This window comes from Agrobacterium sp. DSM 25558 (genome assembly GCF_900100825.1).
GTDB lineage: Bacteria > Pseudomonadota > Alphaproteobacteria > Rhizobiales > Rhizobiaceae > Agrobacterium.
Genome location: NZ_FMUD01000042.1, coordinates 1 through 18164 on the forward strand (window position 1 = coordinate 1; position 18164 = coordinate 18164).

Genomic DNA, 18164 nt, shown 5'->3' on the forward strand with positions numbered 1-18164 from the left:
CTATCTCTACTTATTCCCCAAGGAATTCTGAAAAAAATATATACTTCTGATCTAGCAGATAATACGCCAATAATCGTGTATTATTCGCGTTTCTATGGATAAATTTTTAAAAAATGAAGCAATTCCGTAGTGTTTTTCCAGAATTTTTTTATGTGTGAATTGCATCGATGGGAACATTGTTTCTCGACTGAAGAGACCCTCCTGTTATAAACTTAATTACGAAAAGCTATTTTTTTTCAGACACATAGCTGAATCTAGTCTCAACACAGCTATTCGGAAGCAGAAGAGCCAGGAGGAAAATTTGGCCGACGAAAATATCCCGGTCAATCGCGTAAGAGCCAAGAAGGTTGCGGGCGAGAATCCCATGGTTTCTGACGCAGCGTGGATGCTTTTCAACAGATATTGCGACGCAATCATTCCGCAGATTTCGATATGAAAAGTCTCCCTCCACCACCCGAAGGTCTACCCATTTACCGAGTGAAGGCGGCGAAGATACCTGATGTCTCGCGTCAGATTTTCCCACCGAACTTTGTCATACTCTTTGATAATGAAATTCGACCAATCGGCCTTTTCAATCACTTTACACTCACCTTCGGCGTCAGAAGGAAGAACTTATACAAATCATGGGCGAACACGCAGCGCTCCTACGCGGACGATATGGCCGTATGGGGAATGTTCTGTCATTTCAACAACGTCGACATCCTCGCCCCCTCACGGGAGGACCTAGTTAATTTTCGTGCGACGTTGGAGGAGGCCGTCTCCCCTCAGACCGGGAAGAGGTACGACGAAGATACAAAATCTCGTCGAATGGGGAGCGTTATTTCGCTCTATCGCTTCGCTTTTAGAGAAGGGTGGGTTTCGAAGCCTGTCGTGGCGGCTGACGACACCGCATCAACGGTAGCATACCAGGGTTACCCGGTTCAGCAGAGTTCGGCCCCGTCGGATTTAATTATTCACGGCTCACCTCTTGGAGAAAAGGTATCGTTCATTCCATCGGAGCATCGCAAGCTGATCTACTTGCACCTGGGGCCCGACACTATGGACACCACCGTCGCCCCGTCGAGAGACCGCACAGCGGCGGAATGGGCAGCAACCACTGGAATGAGAGTTGAGGAAATTGCTTCGATTACGCTCTTAGACATCCTCAATTTGGATAGAGCACGAACAGGAGCGACGAACAATGCTGTCTCCTATGATATAAGAGGGAAGAGATCAAAGCTACGCGTAGTAATGGTGCCAATACATCTAATAGATGTATCCTTGCGCTACATAAGAACAACGCGAGCGGAAATCGTAGATAGACTGGCATTGATCGATCCCAAAAGGCAGCCTAGCGCCGCTCTTTTCTTAAATGGAATGTCCGCTAATAATCGAGACGTTGGGAATGCCGCAACCAAGGATACGCTATCTCGCGCCTTCACACGAGCGGTGATCAAGGCAGGACTTTTAAGAGACGAAGCCCGCTACGCGTTCGACAACAACGGCAACCAGATCGAGACCGGTGGGGTTTTTGAGCTGCAAACTCAGCATGTGGCCATGTATACGATCCACGATGAGCGGCACTCGTTCGCTATAAACACATACTGGCAACTAAAGAGGAGCGGGAATCCCGATCCCTGGAAAACGGTCAGCGCTCTTTTAGGTCATGCTACTCTGAGCACTACAGTCGACACTTATGGTCAACACATGCCCCTCTATGAAGCAGCTATCTCGGACGCGCTTGCAGGAAAAATGCGAGGCTACGATGTAGGAGGTCGACATGGCTAAGTCGTCAATGGGACTACACCTCAGGCGTGCGAACCCGAACTCCCAAACGCGCGAGCAGCGAACAGGCGCTCTGGAGGAGAATGGCGTTCTCGAAGTCGTTTTTGTGGACCACAATGCCCCAACCAAATTTCAACGATTCAACTTCGGGCGTCATTTCCAGCACAGACCTGAAGTAACGCGTGCCGTCGCTCATGCCTTCTATGAAATAGCGTTAAGCCAAGAACCCGCTACACGGTCGGGAACTTTCACCCATGTCGCGACCTTTCTCGATTTTCTGGCCGGAATCGCGAACACCTACGGCCGTGATGTGCAGATTCTGAAAGACATAAATCTCGACATCCCAGACCTCTTCTACAATTGGGTGAAAGGAGATTTGACCCTCCGCAGCTTGCCTCGACCGGAACTCGCGTCACTAACGTGGGTGGCAAGGTACAGGACTGTCCGCCGCTTGTTCCGGATCATCCGAAATTCTTCGTTCGGTTCTCAGTTAGACCCATCACTGGCATTTCGAAAACCAGAGGGGGGAAGCCATCTTGAGGTCAGACATCGCACCGGCATGACCGAAGCCCAGCTAGTAGCCAGACGTCACGCATGCCTAAAGGAAGTCGACAGTGTCCTCAACAAACTCGCGATGGGGATGTCTTACGTAGACGAATTCGACATAGAAGCTATCGACATCACTTCGAAAACCGTTACGCCATTTCGCGATTTCAAAACGTGTGTAGCGGCTTACAGCGTCGCTGAACAAGATCGGCTCAACCCGGGTGATTTCGCAAAAAAATATCCTGGTCTAAAGCGGGCTCTCCGCCCACCCTACCATCGGAAAGGCGATGTTCTAAGACATCTTCACTTTACCCCGAGAACCTTGGTGCCCTTTATCCTGCTGCTCAACCAAGAGTCGATCTTCAACCCTGATGGTCAACTGCTTTTAGAATTAGATAAGATCGCCTTACCAAGCACATTTAGCCCAAAAACCCGGCTAAGGTCAGCTGCTCGGAAAAGGCGCGGCAGGACAAAAGATCAAATTCATACGTACCCGATTAACGACGGATACCGCTACGGCACTCAAAATCTTTATGCGGAGATTAGGCAATATACCATGCGGGCACGCGCACTCCTGGGAACGCAACACCTGAACAAATTGTTCGTCTTCGCCTACGAAGGTGGTGGCCACGGTTCTTTTCAAAGCCAAAACCGGAGCACCCTTTGGCGTAAGAGCTTAGCGAAGTTCAACGCCGAGAACGGACTAGACCACATTACGATGTCCCAAAACCGGTCCACAGGGGCAGACCTTGTGTCCGAAATATCGGGGGGCGACATACAGGCGCAAAAGGAAAAGCTAAATCACGACTCCATATACACCGCTGAACAAAGCTACGAGAGTCCAAGATCGAGATCACGTAGGCGGGAACTGCTTGCGCTCGAAATGGCGTTTCGGAGCCGCCGTCTAGACACTGACGGTAAATTTGACCCTCGCGGCCAAAACCTTACTGTCTTAGAAAAATCCGCTGTAACGCCAGGGTTCTTGTGCCTGGACCCATACGAATCTCCTTGGCCGACGGAAACTAAAGGGCGACTCTGCGGCGCATACGGCAAGTGCCCGGCGTGTCCATTGGCTGGTATCTCAAGCAACGGTCGTCCAAAAGCGCTTTTCAGACTACTTCAACTCCGGGCTAGGTTTGAAGAGGCCCGGGCATACGGCCATGCAGACAGATGGGATACACACTGGCGCATCCAATTGACGGCTCTGGACGACGAGTGGCTTCCTAAGTTCAGCCCTTTGGATTTAGAAGATGCTAAACAGTTAAACTTGCCAGCAATCCCGGTTGTAGATTGATGTCGCAAAGGCACGGCAAAAAAAGAAGCCCGGTTTCAGCTTATCTGCTCGACGAATCGGAGTTGCTGATAACGAGGGTAACTGAGTACAGCTTTTGGCTAGAAGATGTATGGAGGTTCCCCCCAGATGCCCCTGGGCAAGGTACCGTCTCGCTTAACTGGCGACTTGATTGTCCGACAACTCGGTGGGGATGCCCTGAGTTCCAAAATCTACTCAGTCACGCAAAACGCTTCTTAGTCTCCATCAAAGATAACAATCGATCTGGGAAAAACCCAAAAGGAACTACGCTTCAGTTCCAAGGAGTTGCCTTAAGGCTTCTGATCAATTGGATGCACACGAACGGCATATTCAGGTTTTCCGAATTAACGGTACCCATTTACACGAGATACTCCGAGTTTGTTGCGACCATAGAGATCGACGAAGATGGAGAAAGTGCTCTACTTCAACGACGCTTGAGTGCTCTGATCGGAATTGGCGGGCGCATTTTCCAACAGTCAGTTCTTTTCCAAACCATCCCGTCGATGAGGCTGGAAAGCGATCCTTTAGGAGGCCAAAGCGCACATGATAGGGCCGCCGTGATGACTTCGCGCACGGGCGACACGATTCCTCCAATGCCCGACGAAGTCTATGACCCATTGATTGCAGCTTCAATAGAATGGGTCCGAAACCATGCTCCAGACATTCTTGCTCTTCTCGAAGTTTACGAACACGCGGTTGCTAGAACGCTTGACTGGGCGAGTAATAACTACGGACCATACATTTCCCGCCGCCTACTCGAATTCCGGTTTAACAATGGCGGAAAAACGCATGAGTGGCGGCCACCTTTGTCGGAGAAAAATCGGGTCGACTACCAAGACGAAGATGGTGCCCATTCCAGGGAGGTGGGTCCCATTGAGCAACTACGAATGCTTCTTGTCGATCTTTTCGGTGCAGCGATGTGCCTAATACAAGGCACTGCGGCGATGAGGATCAATGAGTTCGCGGGCCTGCAGGCAGAACCTTTCGAACGAGGTATGCCAAGTTGCCTAAAAATGGTCGACGCAACAACCGGAAACCGAGAAGCGTTCTACATCACAGGATTTATATACAAGCAGAAGACGAAGCCCCAACCCGCAGAATGGATAATCGGCATCAGACCTCGCGGCATGGATTACCAACCTGACGCCGTGTTGGCGGTTGAAGTTTTATACCGTCTTTTCCGATATTGGCGACAGCTTACAGGATCAGACAGGTTGGTGCTCTCGGTATTTCGGCGACGTGGCCTCGCTCGGACGCCTAAGGGCGTAAGCGCTATTCTCTCTGAGACTTTGCGTCGTTATCAGCGACGATTTATGGCCAGAAATGTCGAGCTTCCACCAAAATTCGCTGGATGGGTGATAACAACTCATCAATTTCGGAAGAAATTTGCCCATGACATAATCCGCTCCGACGCTTCGAGAATACCAGAAGTCAGGCTTCATTTTCACCATCTTTCGAAACACGTAGTCTCTGGAGCTTACTATGGTAACGATGCTGCCCTTATCAAGCTTGTAGATGACACTGCAGTGCAGGAGGCAGCAAGGGATATCGTTTCGATTGTGTTCGGGACAACGGCGTACGCGGGGAAAACAGCAGACGTGATCCGAGCACAAGCCGAAAAGATAAAATCACTATGCGTCGAATGTGACCAAGAGGCTGATCGAGTTGGTGTCGTAGCTGGTGCTTTAAGATCGGAGGCCATCAAAGTTTGGCCGGATGCGCATGGCGATTGTCATTTCAGGGCGGAAACAGCAGCTTGTCACCTCCAAGCGCTTGGTTTTTACGACCTCACCGCCACAAAGCCGAATCAAAGCGAACGAAATTCTGGTCTTTGTGCTGGTTGCTTTAACCTTCTCGTATCAAGCCGCAGTGAACCTTATTGGCTGAACCGGCGTACTGAGGCCGAAGCGGATGTTAAAAGCGCTCTAGACCACGATGAACCGGTCACCGCCCATTTTGCTCGAAAACGCTTAAAGCAGGCTGACCTCATCTTGACCGATCTACAGCGAAGGAAAAGTTGAAATGAACGAGGAGATAAATCGCGATTTTCTGAATGCAATTGCTCGGATAGAGTCGGGCAACGTCCTGAATCCCGTTCTTCGCTCAAAAAAGGCGGAGGGAAAACTATTGAAGCTAAACGCCACTAATGTCGCACTAGAGGCTGGCCATTCGAGAACGCTCATCGGAACGCGGAATTCACAGTATCCACACATCCGTAAGCGAGTTGCGACACAAACAGAGGCTGATGAAACGGTTTCAACACCGAATGCAAAGAGAAGACGAGAGAGCACACAACAGCAGATCGCTCGCCTCCTCGCAGAAAAAACCAAACAGGACTTAGTTAACCGAATACTATTTACCCGGCTCGCTCAGGCTGCCCATCAAATCCATCTCCTAGAGAAGAAGGCCAAAGCATCCCACGAACATCCACAGTTGAAGCGATGAATTTGTTCACATGTTCACCGTTTAAAGCGAAAAATGAACAATCATGATCGTGATGTAACTGGCGCGGCGGAACTTGAACAAAAATACGACACCGGATAAGACAACTTTTTTCTATAGACGGGCTACCGCCCGACTTTTTTGCTTTTTTATTCTTCGAACGAAAGATGGACTCTCCCCTAGTCGTAGCCATGGTCGGTCCATCTAAGTTCGAAGAAAAAAGGGGTCCGCCTGATCGGCGGACAAGTTGACATAAATTGCTCAACGGCAATGGATTACGTACCCAATCAAGCGCTGTAGAGATAAAACATAGAACGAAAAACTAAAAAGGGCTAGCCGATCATAAACCAGCTAGCCCTCGAATATCTCGGAATGGCGGGATTCGAACCCACGACCCCTTGACCCCCAGTCAAGTGCGCTACCGGGCTGCGCTACATTCCGTTACTTGTGTCTACGTAGCTCGGTGAACACAATCGATGGTCCCGTATAACGAACCCACGACCCCTTGACCCCCAGTCAAGTGCGCTACCGGGCTGCGCTACGCTCCGACACAGGTGATGCGTTTATATAGATGGCTCTTCATGCGCAAGCGGAAAATAACGGCTCGAAGAAAAAGGCCGGGCAAATGAAATCCGGCCTTAATGTCACCGGACAAAGACATAGGTGGCGTAGACCGCAATCAGCGCTGCCGCCAAGACGGCTGCGATGAGGCCAAGGCGTTTCTCGATGAAGTGACGGATCGGTTCACCATAGCGTTGTAGCAGTCCCGCGAGAATGAAAAAACGAGCAGCGCGGGTAACGACTGCAGACAGGATGAACAGGCCAAGGCTGATATTGGCGGCACCGGAGAGAATCGTTACAACCTTGATAGGCGGCAGGTGCGCGATACCGGACGTTATCAGCAGCAGCAGGATCGTGTTGTAGTCCACGGACGCCTTCATGTGCTCGAAGCTGTCGAGCTTGCCGTAGAACTCAAGTATGGGCCGCGCGACACTCTCGAACGCGTAATGGCCGAGATACCACCCTGCTATTCCGCCTAGGACCGATGCTATCGTTGCCACCAAGGCATAGAACATGGCGCGCTTTGGTTTTGCCAGGACCATGGGGATGAAAAGAACATCCGCAGGGACAACGAAAATCGAACTTTCGACGAATGCGACAATGGCCAACCACCAGACGGCGGTTTTCTTGGCCGCAAGCGCCATTGTCCAGGCATATAATCCTTTGAGCATTCCGAACCCCTTCACCGGCTGATTTAACCGTACCGCTGGCCTATGGCAAATATTGCGGGGCAATAATGAGGCACGCGCTCTATTTGATTTTCGCACCGCAGCAACTCCACACAGCCGTCTTTCCAGCAGCTTCCGCAAATCATGGTGCATTGCAATAAAAATTCAACTTATACTGGTTAGCTTTCTTGATTTGATGTAGAATAAAGACGGGACAAATGGAGGAGGAAATAGTTATGGACTATCTTGGCTTCGTTACTTCGCTCAACCCTTTTATTATCGGGCTTCTTTTTGCGGTGCTTCTGGCCGGAGCCTATAGCTCCTGGGTTTCACACTGAAGAGCATGAGACCGACCAAAAGATGATGCTATGACCAAGCGCAATTGCCATGGACGATTGTGTTTGCCATAGGCATGCCATTTCTTGAATGTTATCTATCCCGCATTGAAATAGCTTCGGGATAGAGCATGACGCAGAACTTCACTTTTACCGATACATCCGAGAGCCTCAGCACGGTCTTGCAGAGGCTCATCGGTAATTTGAGTGGCAAAACCATTACCCTGCGCGAGCTGATGGAAGCAATTGGCGAGCAAGGGCTCTTGTTGATGTGCGCCATCGCCTGTCTGCCGTTTCTCATTCCAGTTTCTATTCCTGGCGTCAGTACCGTGTTTGGCGCAGCTATCGTCATGATCAGCCTGGCGATTACACTCAATCGGCTTCCATGGCTGCCACGGCGCATTCTGGATAAACAAATGGAAACGGCTCGCCTTGTTCCGGCTCTGCAAAAGGGCGTGAGCATCGTGTCCAAGCTCGACCGCTATATGCGCCCTCGCCTGCCCGCCTTCACCACCGGTACGGTCATGGCACGCGTCAATGGCCTTGCCATCATGACGGCTGGCGTTTTGCTGATGATGCCGCTTGGCTTCGTGCCTTTTTCCAACACCCTGCCTGGCGTGGCGATCCTGCTCTTCTCCGCTGGAATGATCCAGCGGGATGGAGCGACCGTTTTGGGCGGCTATATGTTTCTGGTTCTGACGACGATTTATTTTGCTGCATTGGCATATGGCGCGTTCTGGGCCGGACAAGGGCTCAGCAACTCCCTCACGGGCGCATAGTGCCCCCACGGCGCGCTTCTCTAGCGCGCCGCTTCCTTGCCCACCAGATTGCCAAACGTCTGCGCTTGCGCCTCACATAGGGCAAATCCTGAGACAGGACCAAAAGACCAAGCGGCACCATCCAGAAACCGAGAATCGGCAAAAATCCGAGAACCCCACCGATAATGAGCAAAACGCCGATGACGATGCGTCCGACTCGCGAACGCGGCATCGGCACGCTCCATTTACCCAGATGAAGACGCCCCGTTTGGGGATGAAGACCAAAAGTCATTTCAATACGCCTCTGATTGGAAGTGCGGTCACAATTTTTTTTGATGCCAACATGCCCGGAAAATGGGGGCTTCAGTGGATAAAACAAGAGGATTTCATTTTTTTTGAAAAAACCGCTTGGCAAAACGGAAAAGCATTTGTATTACCCCGCTCACACCGCGCCAAGCAGCGCACGTTCCCTGGTAGCTCAGCGGTAGAGCATTCGACTGTTAATCGACAGGTCGCCGGTTCGAATCCGGCCCGGGGAGCCATTTCTTCTAAAGAGTTGAAATGGTTATGTTGCAGAAAAGACTGCAATATCATCGCTGCAAAATCACACAGCATATGTAAGAAACATAGCACTCTCGTCACGACAGGATTGTGTCATGTATATCGATTGGGCGCTGATACAGCGTGACTGGGATTGGGCTGGTCACATGCTGGAAGCCATCGTCATGGCTGCCATTGTGGCTCTGCTGGCGCGCCTTATCGTAAAGTGGCGGGATGCGGTGGTGATTGGCCTAGCTTTCGCTGCTGGGCACTTCCACGGGCGCGAGAAGCGGGACTATGAGGTTTCAGTGCATATGCAGCCGCCTCACCTCGAAGCCTATTATTTCTGGAATTGGTCCTGGGATCAGGCCACTGATTTCTGGCCGACGGCATTCCTTTGCGTCGGCCTGCTTATCTGGTGGATGAAAAAGCGATAACGGCGTCACGTTACTAACGCGACGCCGCTGTCATTTAACGTGATTGCGAGGAGCTCTTGTTTTTCGCAGCCCCACCGGATACCGTCGTAGACGTGGCTGAAACCGGGTCGCTGGCTGGAAAACTGTCTTCCAAACCTTCGTCCAGATCACCGTCTGCGCCTTTTTCCAAAGTCTCTGCGCGTTCGTTGCTCAATGATTCTGCCGCGGGCGACTCTGTGCCGCCATGTGGGTCAGACCCATCTTCTATCGCGGTGTTGAGTTCATGCTCCGCTTCTGCCCAATGGCGATCGTGTTCGCCTTCTTGGCGTCCCTCGCTTTCCCATTTTTCGTAAGCCTTTTGGCGGATTTTAGCTTCGCGGTCGGGTGTCATGTTTTTTCTCCCATCAAGTTTGTCAGAGATGAAACAACAGGCGCAATATTTTGTTCCTGCGGCGTAAAACAATCCTGCACGGAACTTCGCAACACCCATCCTCGTTAGAAAGGACATAGAAGGAGTTGCGTTATGGATGACAAACAAACGAAATCACTGGATATCGACGACAAGGACGTCGCGGATTTTCACACTGAGCGTGAGCTTAAAGGTGATGCTGAAGAGATCGATCCAGATGAGGCAATAAACCTGCGCGCACGCCGCCAGGCGGCGCGCCAGCACGAGGATGCTTTCATCGTCGCAACTGATCTGGAAGACGATGATCAGCGCGATGCTGCTCCCGGCACACGCGAGCAGCCTTAAATCAAAAGTTGGAAGCTAGCGGCGAACCGAAACGATCGATTTGCGGCTGAAGTTGGATACCTGAACGCGTCCAGACTGGTTTCCACCGAGTATCTGGGCGGTTCCGTTGTCCATGCTTTTCAAGATACCGGCATGGTAACGCTTGCCGGTTCTAACAACCACGACGTCACCGGGTTTAGCGGCAGCCGTTGGAACGGCGTACCCGAAGGACGTCCAGGATTTCGCGATTGCTGACGACTTGGGTGGCTCTCTTCCGGACTTGGTTGCGACGACACTGAGAAAATGTCCGCACCATGGTGTCTTGCGAGGATTGACCCCTAAAATTGCCTTCAGCGTTTTGTTGTTTTTTCCTTCGTGGAGCCCGGAATATCGCTCCGCTTGATTGAGCATGCCAGCCGATGCAGATGCAGGTGCAGTGAAAGCCGCGCAAAGAGCAGCGGCCAGAACGTACGCAGTTACTTTCAAATTCTCGCCCTTTAGAAGCACGCGGACTTCGCCTCTGCCCCGTCAGAAGTCCTATATGCATATTCAAAGTGTAGCAGTAGAAGACGCTAGCTTGGCTACTCGTCGCTGCCGAGTTTTGGTCTATTCGCCTAATTCAGCGACAATTTGACCAGATATAGGCAAAAATTAGAACAAAAGTTACCAAAACCTTACAAAATTTTTCTACGAAACGCTGAGTTCGGGCAATTTTAGGGAAAAATCAATATCTGAAAACGCGAAAGCCACCCGTGGTGAAGCGGGTGGCCTTGGTCATAAACATGTGCCGATCAGGATGCGAGTTTGTGGGTCTCCACGAGGCAATGTGCATCACGGCTTGCTTCGACGAATGCGGTACGGGCGATCTCGCCACCGACGCTGCCCATAAGGGAGGCCCTGCATAATCTCAAAGCCTGCTCATATACCTTGCCCTGTCGGCTGGGCCATTCGTGTTGTAAAAAATCGAAGGCCTCGTAAGCGCCATTGAAGGTTCTAGGGGCACCGTTTTCCAGAGAGATGACCACTGGGGTTTCCCATTTGACGTCGTTCAGCATCATTGATTGGACTTCCATACTCAATTAACCCGCCACTAACGTTGAACCCGGCATATGGTTCCGCTTAAAATGGTTTCAAGAGACAATAACTCTTCGACCGAATCTCACTCCTCTGAGCGGGCTTATTATAACCCACTGCGGGAACAAAGCTCTTCAACAATCATTCAATCTGAAGTGAACAGAGTGGGCGCATGACCGAACATAAAAATCCTGTTATTCTTTGGTTTCGCAAGGACTTACGCATTGCCGACAACCACGCGCTCGCAGCCGCCGCCGCGCATGGCGGGTCGGTGATTCCCGTCTACATCCGTGATGAGAAAAACAGAACGAGTGGCGCTTTGGGAAGCGCTCAGGAGTGGTGGCTACATCACTCGCTGGCGGCTCTCTCCGCAGCGCTGAAGAAGGCTGGCAGCAGGCTGGTTTTGCTCAATGGTGAGCCGGAAACAGTGCTGAAAAAGCTTCTTTCAGACACCGGTGCCGGCGCCATTTTCTGGAACAGGCGTTACGATCCGCAGGGGATTGAAGTTGATAGCCGGATCAAGAAAAATTTCCGGGATGACGGTTTTGAGGTCGAGAGTTTTGCGGGACATCTCCTCCATGAACCATCCAAACTGAAGACGAAATCCGGCGGCCCTTACCGCGTGTACACGCCGTTCTGGCGGGCGATCGAAGCTGGAGAGGAACCAAGCGAACCTCTATCCGCGCCGTCAAAGCTTATCTCCCCCTCAAGCTGGCCCAAATCCGAAAAGCTGGATGATTGGAACCTGCTGCCGAAGAAACCTGATTGGGCAAAAGATTTCTCAGACGTCTGGACACCGGGAGAAGATAGCGCCTTTGAAAAGCTCGAAAGCTTTGTCGACGCGACGTTAAAGGGCTACGAGGAAGCACGTGATTTTCCTGCCAAGCCTGCGACATCCATGCTGTCGCCGCATCTGGCCATGGGCGAAATATCGCCTGCGCAAGTCTGGCATGCCACGCGCGGACTTTCGCACACTATCCCGTCCCATGATCTGAGCCGTTTTCGCAAGGAAATCGTCTGGCGGGAATTTTGCTACCATCTTCTTTTCCATTTTCCCGAACTGGATGAGAAGAACTGGAATGACAGCTTCGATGCCTTCGAATGGAAAACCGACACTGCGAAATTTCAGGCATGGAAAAAAGGAATGACCGGCTATCCAATCGTCGATGCAGGCATGCGCCAGCTTTGGAAGCACGGCGTGATGCACAATCGCGTCCGCATGATCACAGCTTCCTTTCTCATCAAACACCTGCTGATCGACTGGCGCGAAGGCGAGAAATGGTTTCGCGACACGCTTGTGGATGCCGACCCCGCTTCTAACGCAGCCAATTGGCAGTGGGTGGCAGGATCCGGTGCCGACGCTTCGCCGTTCTTTCGTATTTTCAACCCCATCCTTCAAGGAGAGAAATTCGATGCGGATGGTGAATATGTCAAAACCTTCGTTCCGGAACTATCCAAGCTGGATAAGAAGTTCATCCACAAGCCGTTCGATGCTCCAAAAGACATATTGAAGAAAGCAAATATCGAGCTTGGTAAGGACTATCCAAAGCCGGTTGTTGATCACGCTCAGGCCCGGCAATACGCTCTGGAAGCCTATTCCGCGATCAAGAAAAGCGGGTAAAACAGGGTATCGGCAAAATTTTGCTTCTCGCCCCCGTTCACTGGAAGAAATTTTCTTGTCACAACGGGCAGAGGCGAGGAGATAACGGCATCTATTCGCGGACTGAACGAGAAGGCCAATCATGACCATTCATACCTCTGTGCTTACGGCAATCGGCAACACTCCGCTCATCCGCCTCAACGCGGCATCAGAGGCGACGGGTTGCGAAATTCTCGGCAAGGCCGAGTTCATGAACCCCGGCCAGTCCGTCAAGGATAGAGCAGCGCTCTACATCATTCGCGATGCGGAACGCCGCGGACAATTGCGTCCCGGCGGCACCATTGTCGAAGGTACGGCTGGCAACACCGGCATCGGCCTTTCCTTGGTTGCTAACGCGCTGGGTTACAAGACGGTCATCGTTATTCCTGAAACGCAGAGCCAGGAAAAGAAGGATGCGCTTAAACTGCTCGGCGCACAGCTGATCGAGGTTCCGGCGGCCCCTTATTCCAACCCCAACAACTATGTGAAGGTTTCCGGCCGACTGGCAAAGCAACTGGCGGCGAGCGACCCTAACGGCGCGGTCTGGGCAAACCAGTTCGACAATATCGCCAACCGCCAGGCCCATATCGAAACCACGGCACCGGAAATCTGGGACCAGACGGATGGTAAAGTCGATGGCTTTGTATGCGCGGTGGGGTCTGGCGGCACATTGGCTGGCGTGGCGGATGGTCTGCGTGACTTCAACCCCGATATCAAGATCGGCCTTGCCGACCCGGAGGGTGCCGCCCTTTTCGAGTTCTACAAGAACGGCATGCTGAAATCCGAAGGCTCGTCCATCACCGAAGGTATCGGTCAGGGGCGTATCACGGCAAATCTGGAAGGTTTTGAACCGGATTTCTCCTACCGTATTACCGATGCGGAAGCCCTGCCTGTTCTTTACGATCTGGTAACGACAGAGGGGCTTTGCCTCGGCGGTTCCAGCGGAATCAATGTCGCAGGTGCAATTCGGCTTGCCCACGACCTCGGTCCGGGGCATACAATCGTCACCATACTTTGTGACTACGGCAACCGTTACCAGTCGAAGCTTTTCAACCCTGATTTCCTGCGGTCCAAGGGGCTTCCCCTGCCCGCATGGTTGTTGGAAAAGCGGGAGGTTTCGGTTCCGTACGAAACCGTCTGAGGTCGATGCCATATGCCTGTGAATGCCCTGTTTCGTGACGATTTCTATCTTTCCACGTGCGAAGCGGTGGTGACACAGGTTCATGAAGACGGCGGCATAGAGCTGGATCAGACCTGCTTTTATGCCACTTCCGGCGGTCAACCCGGCGATACCGGTTATCTCGAGCGAGCAGATGGCTCTAAGATCATGCTTGGGCCTGCCAAGCATGGCTCAGACAAAAGCATCATCATCCATGTCCCCAACGAGGGACAACGATCTCCCGACGTCGGCGAGAAACTGACGCTTCACGTCGATTGGCCGCGTCGCTACAAGCTGATGCGTATGCACACCGCCTGCCATCTGCTGTCCGTCGTCTGTCCATGGCCGATCACCGGAGCATCGGTTGGCGAAGATGAATCGCGTGTCGATTTCGACATGTCCGAGACCATCGACAAGGACGAAGTGACGGCCAGGCTGATGGCTTTGGTCGAAGAAAACCATCCGGTCTTCCTGAAATGGATCACGGATGAAGAACTCGGCGCGAATCCGGATATCGTCAAATCCAAGAATGTCCATCCGCCGCTTGGGCTTGGACGCGTCAGTCTTGTCTGCATCGGCGAAAATTCCGCTGTTGACAGCCAGCCTTGCGGAGGCACTCATGTTGCCCAGACGCAGGAAGTGGGTGAAATCCACATCGCCAAGATCGAAAAGAAAGGCAAAGAGAATCGCCGTTTCCGAATTCGTTTCGGCAAACCCGACACATCCGCCTGATTTCTGGGAGAACTATTGTGAGCACGGATAAGAGCCGTTTCGTCGTTTCGGCGGACTGGGTTGAGCAGCAGCTTGGCACCCCACATTTTCGATTGGTCGATGCCTCCTGGTATTTGCCCGCGCATAAGCGAAACGGAAAAGAAGAATTCGAAGCGGGCCACATTCCGGGCGCTGTCTTCTTCGATCAGGACGTGATTGCCGACCACGCGACCGGCCTGCCCCACTCCCTGCCCTCGCCGCAGTTTTTTGCGGATGAAGTCGGCAAACTCGGGATTGGTGAGAGCGACACGATTGTCGTCTATGACGGTCCGGGCTTCTTTTCCGCGCCACGCGTGTGGTGGATGCTGCGCGTGATGGGCGCTGAGAAGGTGTATGTGCTGGATGGCGGTCTAGATGGCTGGAAAGCCGCGGGCAAGCCGGTGGAAGCCGGTACGCAGCCTATCGAGCCAGCAACCTTCGAGCCGCATTTCGATGCCAAGCGTGTAACATCGTTCTCGCACATGCGGGCGCTGGTTGACGGCGGTGAAGACCAGATTGCCGATGCACGCGGCGCAGGTCGTTTCACCGGTGAGGAAGCGGAGCCACGCGCTGGCATGCGCTCTGGCCATATGCCGGGTGCGCGCAACCTGCCCGCCACCGCCTTTTCCGAAAACGGCCACTTCAAGGACCTGCCGACGATCCGCAAGATGATATCGGATGCGGGCATCGACCTCACACAGCCGGTCGTCACCAGCTGTGGCTCCGGCGTGACGGCTGCGGTTATCACGCTTGCGCTGGAATCGCTCGGCCACACGGACAATTCGCTTTACGACGGCTCATGGGCAGAATGGGGATCCAAGCCGGATACTGCCATTGCCACCGGACCCGCCGAGCCGGTCCCAACTCCTATCCAAGGGCCAATCAAGGCCAATGTCACCCAGCTGGAAATGACGTCCGCGCCCAAGGTCAGCCTTGCGGTGCCGGTCAATATCCAGACCGCGATCATGCGCACCACTGACATTCCGCTGCATTTCTATCGCTACCTTTACTGGCGCGTTGGAAAGCGCTGGCATTGGCAAACCCGCATGCGCATGAACGATGCCGAACTGACAGCACTTCTGCGTGACCCACGAAGCTGCGTGACTGTTCTCTATATGAATGGATCGCCTGCCGGCTTTTTCGAACTGTTCAAGACCAGCGAAGAGGTCACGGATCTCTCCTATTTCGGCCTGATGGAAGAGGCGATCGGTGCAGGCGTGGGGAAATGGTTCCTGCTGCAGGCCCTTTACCAGGCATGGCAGGACAATCCGCAACGGGTCACGGTCTCCACCAATACGCTGGACCATCCCCGCGCGCTTCAGCTCTACCAAATGATGGGCTTTTCGCCTGTCAGCACCTACGAGACGTGGGTCGAGCCTTTGACGGACAGTGAATTTCTGGAAATATCCAGACGGGGCTGAGCGCTCACCGCGCACTCCCCTCGTAAACAATTGCTTTGCCCATCGGGCAAAGCTTCACGGGCTGCTTAGATCAAGATAGCTACGCTCTCTTAAAGCTCTTGCCCCAAATTCACAGCCGTCGGAATTTCTTTCGCCGGCTCGCTTTCTTTCTCCGCACCGCCAGCCGCAAGATGAGCAGCGATGAGTTCGCCGTGGAACTTGGCCATTTCGTAGCAATAGGTGATTTCGCGCTTCTCGGCTGACCAGTAGACATCCGGTCGTCCACATGTGCGGGCCGTCAATTTGACCTCACCTTTGAGATCATAGGCGCTAAAGCTGCGCGCGATGAGGTCCAGTACCTTCGATTCTTTTACGATGGTCGCGTAAATATCCAGAAACGGATCGCGGGCCGGCTCATAGCTGGTGACAAACTTTGTGGTCCCCGCCTTGGCCGCATGCGGCTTCAGAGTTTCGTTCCAATAGGCAACGGTTTGCGGATAGGCCGTCTCGCAAGCCTTCCACTCAGCCTTGGGCAGTCCCATCATATCGGCCAGATCACCATAACCACCGGCGTCCTTGCCCACCATCAGGCAGGCCATCTGGCTGTCACGCGTCTTGTTGGGAACAAGTGCCGAATAAATCGGCGTATTATGGTCCGGCAGAGCCGGTGCGGAGCGCGCGAGATACCAGCTATCCGTGGCATTGACGATGGCCGTATCCAGCCACTCCTCATTCGCCTCCAGCATCATCGTTGCCGCCAGCTGATCGGCCGTATCTTTTCCCGCTCCCGTTTCCGATAGGGAAAAATCGGAAATCAGCATCCGTGAGGCCTCATGGTAGAGGCTAAAAATCGCGTTACCGATGACGAAATTCACCGTCTGCTGCAACTGTTCGTCGGATAAATCATCGAGCGCAGGCGCTGTTTGCGCGTGGGCGGCAGGTATCGTGAGAGAAAAAACGGTGACCAGGGTAGCGGTCATCAACCTGCGCAGCATTTACGTCAACTTTCCAAAATGAGGACGTTTGATTGATCGCTAAACTGAACGGCACAAGCAATGGGGTAGTTGCCTGCTGGCGCAAGAAACGGGTGGATACACGAATGTTTGAAAGGCATAGCGACAAACAAGCAACGCAAAGGAGCCGCTATGACCAAGATTGTATTTACCGCCATGGACGCCGCCGAGGCAGAAGCCTTTCGCAATGGTAATCCAGATGCCAACGGCCAGAAACCGGAGCACTCGATCGCAGCAGGAACCTACCCCTGCCGTGTGTGCCTCGGTCAGATAGAGGACGGCGAAGCCATGCTCCTCTTGGCCTACCGTCCATTTCCTGACCTGCAACCATTTGCCGAAACCGGTCCGATTTTTATTCATGCCGAGGCTTGCAGCCATTACGAAGCGCAGGAAATTCTCCCGCCCATGCTCGAGAGCCCGGACTACATCGTCCGCGGCTACGGTTTCAATGACCGCATCGTTTACGGCACGGGTGCGGTAACGCCGACCGACCGGATATCGACATATGCGCAAGAGCTTCTTGCCAGAGACGACATCGCCTATGTGCATGTACGCTCCGCCCGCAACAATTGCTATCAATGCCGGATCGACCGTAGCTGAATTTTGAATTGCGCGTAATTTTACCGAAAATCATAAACGGCTTTCAAATCTTCCGTGCAATTCTGGCACAGGGAAACAATTGGGGAGCGCTATATGACCGGTAATCTGAACATGCAAAACCGCGGCGCAGGCCGCAGCCAGACACGTATCTACGGTACAGTTCAGTATTTCAATCAGTCGGTGACAGGCCGCGTGGTCGATCTTTCGGCCACCGGCATGGCGCTGGAGCTGGACGGATCTTTCGCCGCCGCCAAAGGAAGCCGGGTGAAGGTGCAGAGTGACGACCTCGGCTTCATAGAAGGCACGGTGCAGTGGCAGCACATGAACCGGCTCGGTCTGCAACTAAAACTTTCGACAAACACGTTGGCGCAGCTTTCCTCCTACTTCCGCTTTTTCCACGAGGACGTGAAACCGACACTGGCACGATGAAATGATTTTTTACCAGATGGTTTAA

At 52.8% G+C, this 18164-nt stretch carries 19 protein-coding genes and 2 tRNA genes; 14 read left to right on the top strand and 7 right to left on the bottom strand.

What is annotated here, in order from left to right:
• The first annotated feature begins 432 nt into the window (after positions 1-432).
• From DSM25558_RS24190 to DSM25558_RS24205, 4 genes are all read left to right on the top strand, one after another.
• Positions 433-1767 carry a tyrosine-type recombinase/integrase gene (locus tag DSM25558_RS24190; RefSeq protein WP_077107214.1) on the top strand — a complete coding sequence of 445 codons (1335 nt, stop codon included), beginning with the start codon at positions 433-435 and terminating at the stop codon, positions 1765-1767.
• Entirely contained in the window at positions 1760-3604 is a 1845-nt protein-coding gene (locus DSM25558_RS24195; protein ID WP_077107215.1) for a hypothetical protein, read from the top strand. Before DSM25558_RS24190 ends, DSM25558_RS24195 begins: the two co-directional genes overlap by 8 nt.
• Positions 3605-3933: 329 nt before the next feature.
• Positions 3934-5643 (top strand): hypothetical protein, encoded by a 1710-nt coding sequence (locus DSM25558_RS24200; protein WP_077107216.1) that lies wholly within the window; start codon positions 3934-3936, stop codon positions 5641-5643.
• 1 nt (position 5644) lies between these two features.
• Positions 5645-6067, top strand: coding sequence for a hypothetical protein (locus DSM25558_RS24205; RefSeq protein ID WP_077107217.1), 423 nt, complete (start codon positions 5645-5647; stop codon positions 6065-6067).
• A gap of 364 nt (positions 6068-6431) precedes the next feature.
• On the opposite strand, the gene DSM25558_RS24210 is transcribed toward DSM25558_RS24205, so the two are convergent.
• Positions 6432-6505, bottom strand: a tRNA-Pro gene (locus DSM25558_RS24210).
• A 203-nt stretch (positions 6506-6708) separates the two neighbouring features.
• Positions 6709-7296: a YqaA family protein gene (locus tag DSM25558_RS24215; protein WP_077107218.1), complete on the bottom strand. Its 588-nt coding sequence runs from the start codon at positions 7294-7296 to the stop codon at positions 6709-6711.
• 463 nt (positions 7297-7759) lie between these two features.
• Here DSM25558_RS24215 and DSM25558_RS24220 point away from each other — a divergent pair, with 463 nt between their 5' ends.
• On the top strand, positions 7760-8407 hold the full coding sequence (locus tag DSM25558_RS24220; protein WP_077107219.1) for an exopolysaccharide biosynthesis protein: 648 nt from the start codon (positions 7760-7762) through the stop codon (positions 8405-8407).
• On the opposite strand, the gene DSM25558_RS24225 is transcribed toward DSM25558_RS24220, so the two are convergent.
• Positions 8394-8678 carry a hypothetical protein gene (locus DSM25558_RS24225; protein ID WP_077107244.1) on the bottom strand — a complete coding sequence of 95 codons (285 nt, stop codon included), beginning with the start codon at positions 8676-8678 and terminating at the stop codon, positions 8394-8396. The genes DSM25558_RS24220 and DSM25558_RS24225 overlap by 14 nt on opposite strands.
• A 175-nt stretch (positions 8679-8853) precedes the next feature.
• On the opposite strand from DSM25558_RS24225, the gene DSM25558_RS24230 reads away from it, so the two are divergent.
• Together DSM25558_RS24230 and DSM25558_RS24235 are read left to right on the top strand one after the other, a co-directional pair.
• Positions 8854-8928 (top strand) — tRNA-Asn (locus tag DSM25558_RS24230).
• Positions 8929-9042: 114 nt separating this feature from the next.
• Positions 9043-9363, top strand: coding sequence for a hypothetical protein (locus tag DSM25558_RS24235; protein WP_077107220.1), 321 nt, complete (start codon positions 9043-9045; stop codon positions 9361-9363).
• 34 nt (positions 9364-9397) lie between these two features.
• Here DSM25558_RS24235 and DSM25558_RS24240 read toward each other — a convergent pair whose 3' ends face one another.
• Positions 9398-9832: a DUF2934 domain-containing protein gene (locus tag DSM25558_RS24240; protein WP_244554300.1), complete on the bottom strand. Its 435-nt coding sequence runs from the start codon at positions 9830-9832 to the stop codon at positions 9398-9400.
• Positions 9833-9865: 33 nt separating this feature from the next.
• Here DSM25558_RS24240 and DSM25558_RS24245 point away from each other — a divergent pair, with 33 nt between their 5' ends.
• Entirely contained in the window at positions 9866-10096 is a 231-nt protein-coding gene (locus DSM25558_RS24245) for a hypothetical protein (protein ID WP_077107222.1), read from the top strand.
• Between the two features lie 15 nt (positions 10097-10111).
• On the opposite strand, the gene DSM25558_RS24250 is transcribed toward DSM25558_RS24245, so the two are convergent.
• Entirely contained in the window at positions 10112-10486 is a 375-nt protein-coding gene (locus DSM25558_RS24250) for a TIGR02594 family protein (protein WP_077107245.1), read from the bottom strand.
• 380 nt (positions 10487-10866) lie between these two features.
• On the bottom strand, positions 10867-11133 hold the full coding sequence (locus DSM25558_RS24255) for a DUF982 domain-containing protein (RefSeq protein WP_077107223.1): 267 nt from the start codon (positions 11131-11133) through the stop codon (positions 10867-10869).
• 188 nt (positions 11134-11321) lie between these two features.
• Here DSM25558_RS24255 and DSM25558_RS24260 point away from each other — a divergent pair, with 188 nt between their 5' ends.
• The 4 genes from DSM25558_RS24260 (at position 11322) to sseA (ending at position 16118) form a co-directional block, all read left to right on the top strand.
• Positions 11322-12770 carry a cryptochrome/photolyase family protein gene (locus DSM25558_RS24260; protein ID WP_077107224.1) on the top strand — a complete coding sequence of 483 codons (1449 nt, stop codon included), beginning with the start codon at positions 11322-11324 and terminating at the stop codon, positions 12768-12770.
• Between the two features lie 121 nt (positions 12771-12891).
• Complete coding sequence (locus DSM25558_RS24265) at positions 12892-13929, top strand: cysteine synthase A (protein WP_077107225.1); 1038 nt, start codon at positions 12892-12894, stop codon at positions 13927-13929.
• A gap of 12 nt (positions 13930-13941) precedes the next feature.
• Complete coding sequence (locus DSM25558_RS24270; protein WP_077107226.1) at positions 13942-14679, top strand: alanyl-tRNA editing protein; 738 nt, start codon at positions 13942-13944, stop codon at positions 14677-14679.
• Positions 14680-14696: 17 nt separating this feature from the next.
• Positions 14697-16118: a 3-mercaptopyruvate sulfurtransferase gene (gene sseA, locus DSM25558_RS24275; RefSeq protein WP_077107227.1), complete on the top strand. Its 1422-nt coding sequence runs from the start codon at positions 14697-14699 to the stop codon at positions 16116-16118.
• Positions 16119-16207: 89 nt separating this feature from the next.
• Here the strand turns inward: sseA and DSM25558_RS24280 are convergent, their stop codons facing one another.
• Positions 16208-17092: a DUF4344 domain-containing metallopeptidase gene (locus DSM25558_RS24280; RefSeq protein WP_077107228.1), complete on the bottom strand. Its 885-nt coding sequence runs from the start codon at positions 17090-17092 to the stop codon at positions 16208-16210.
• A gap of 150 nt (positions 17093-17242) precedes the next feature.
• On the opposite strand from DSM25558_RS24280, the gene DSM25558_RS24285 reads away from it, so the two are divergent.
• Together DSM25558_RS24285 and DSM25558_RS24290 are read left to right on the top strand one after the other, a co-directional pair.
• On the top strand, positions 17243-17710 hold the full coding sequence (locus tag DSM25558_RS24285; protein WP_077107229.1) for a DUF1203 domain-containing protein: 468 nt from the start codon (positions 17243-17245) through the stop codon (positions 17708-17710).
• Positions 17711-17803: 93 nt separating this feature from the next.
• Positions 17804-18139 (top strand): PilZ domain-containing protein, encoded by a 336-nt coding sequence (locus tag DSM25558_RS24290; RefSeq protein WP_077107230.1) that lies wholly within the window; start codon positions 17804-17806, stop codon positions 18137-18139.
• Positions 18140-18164 lie beyond the last annotated feature (25 nt).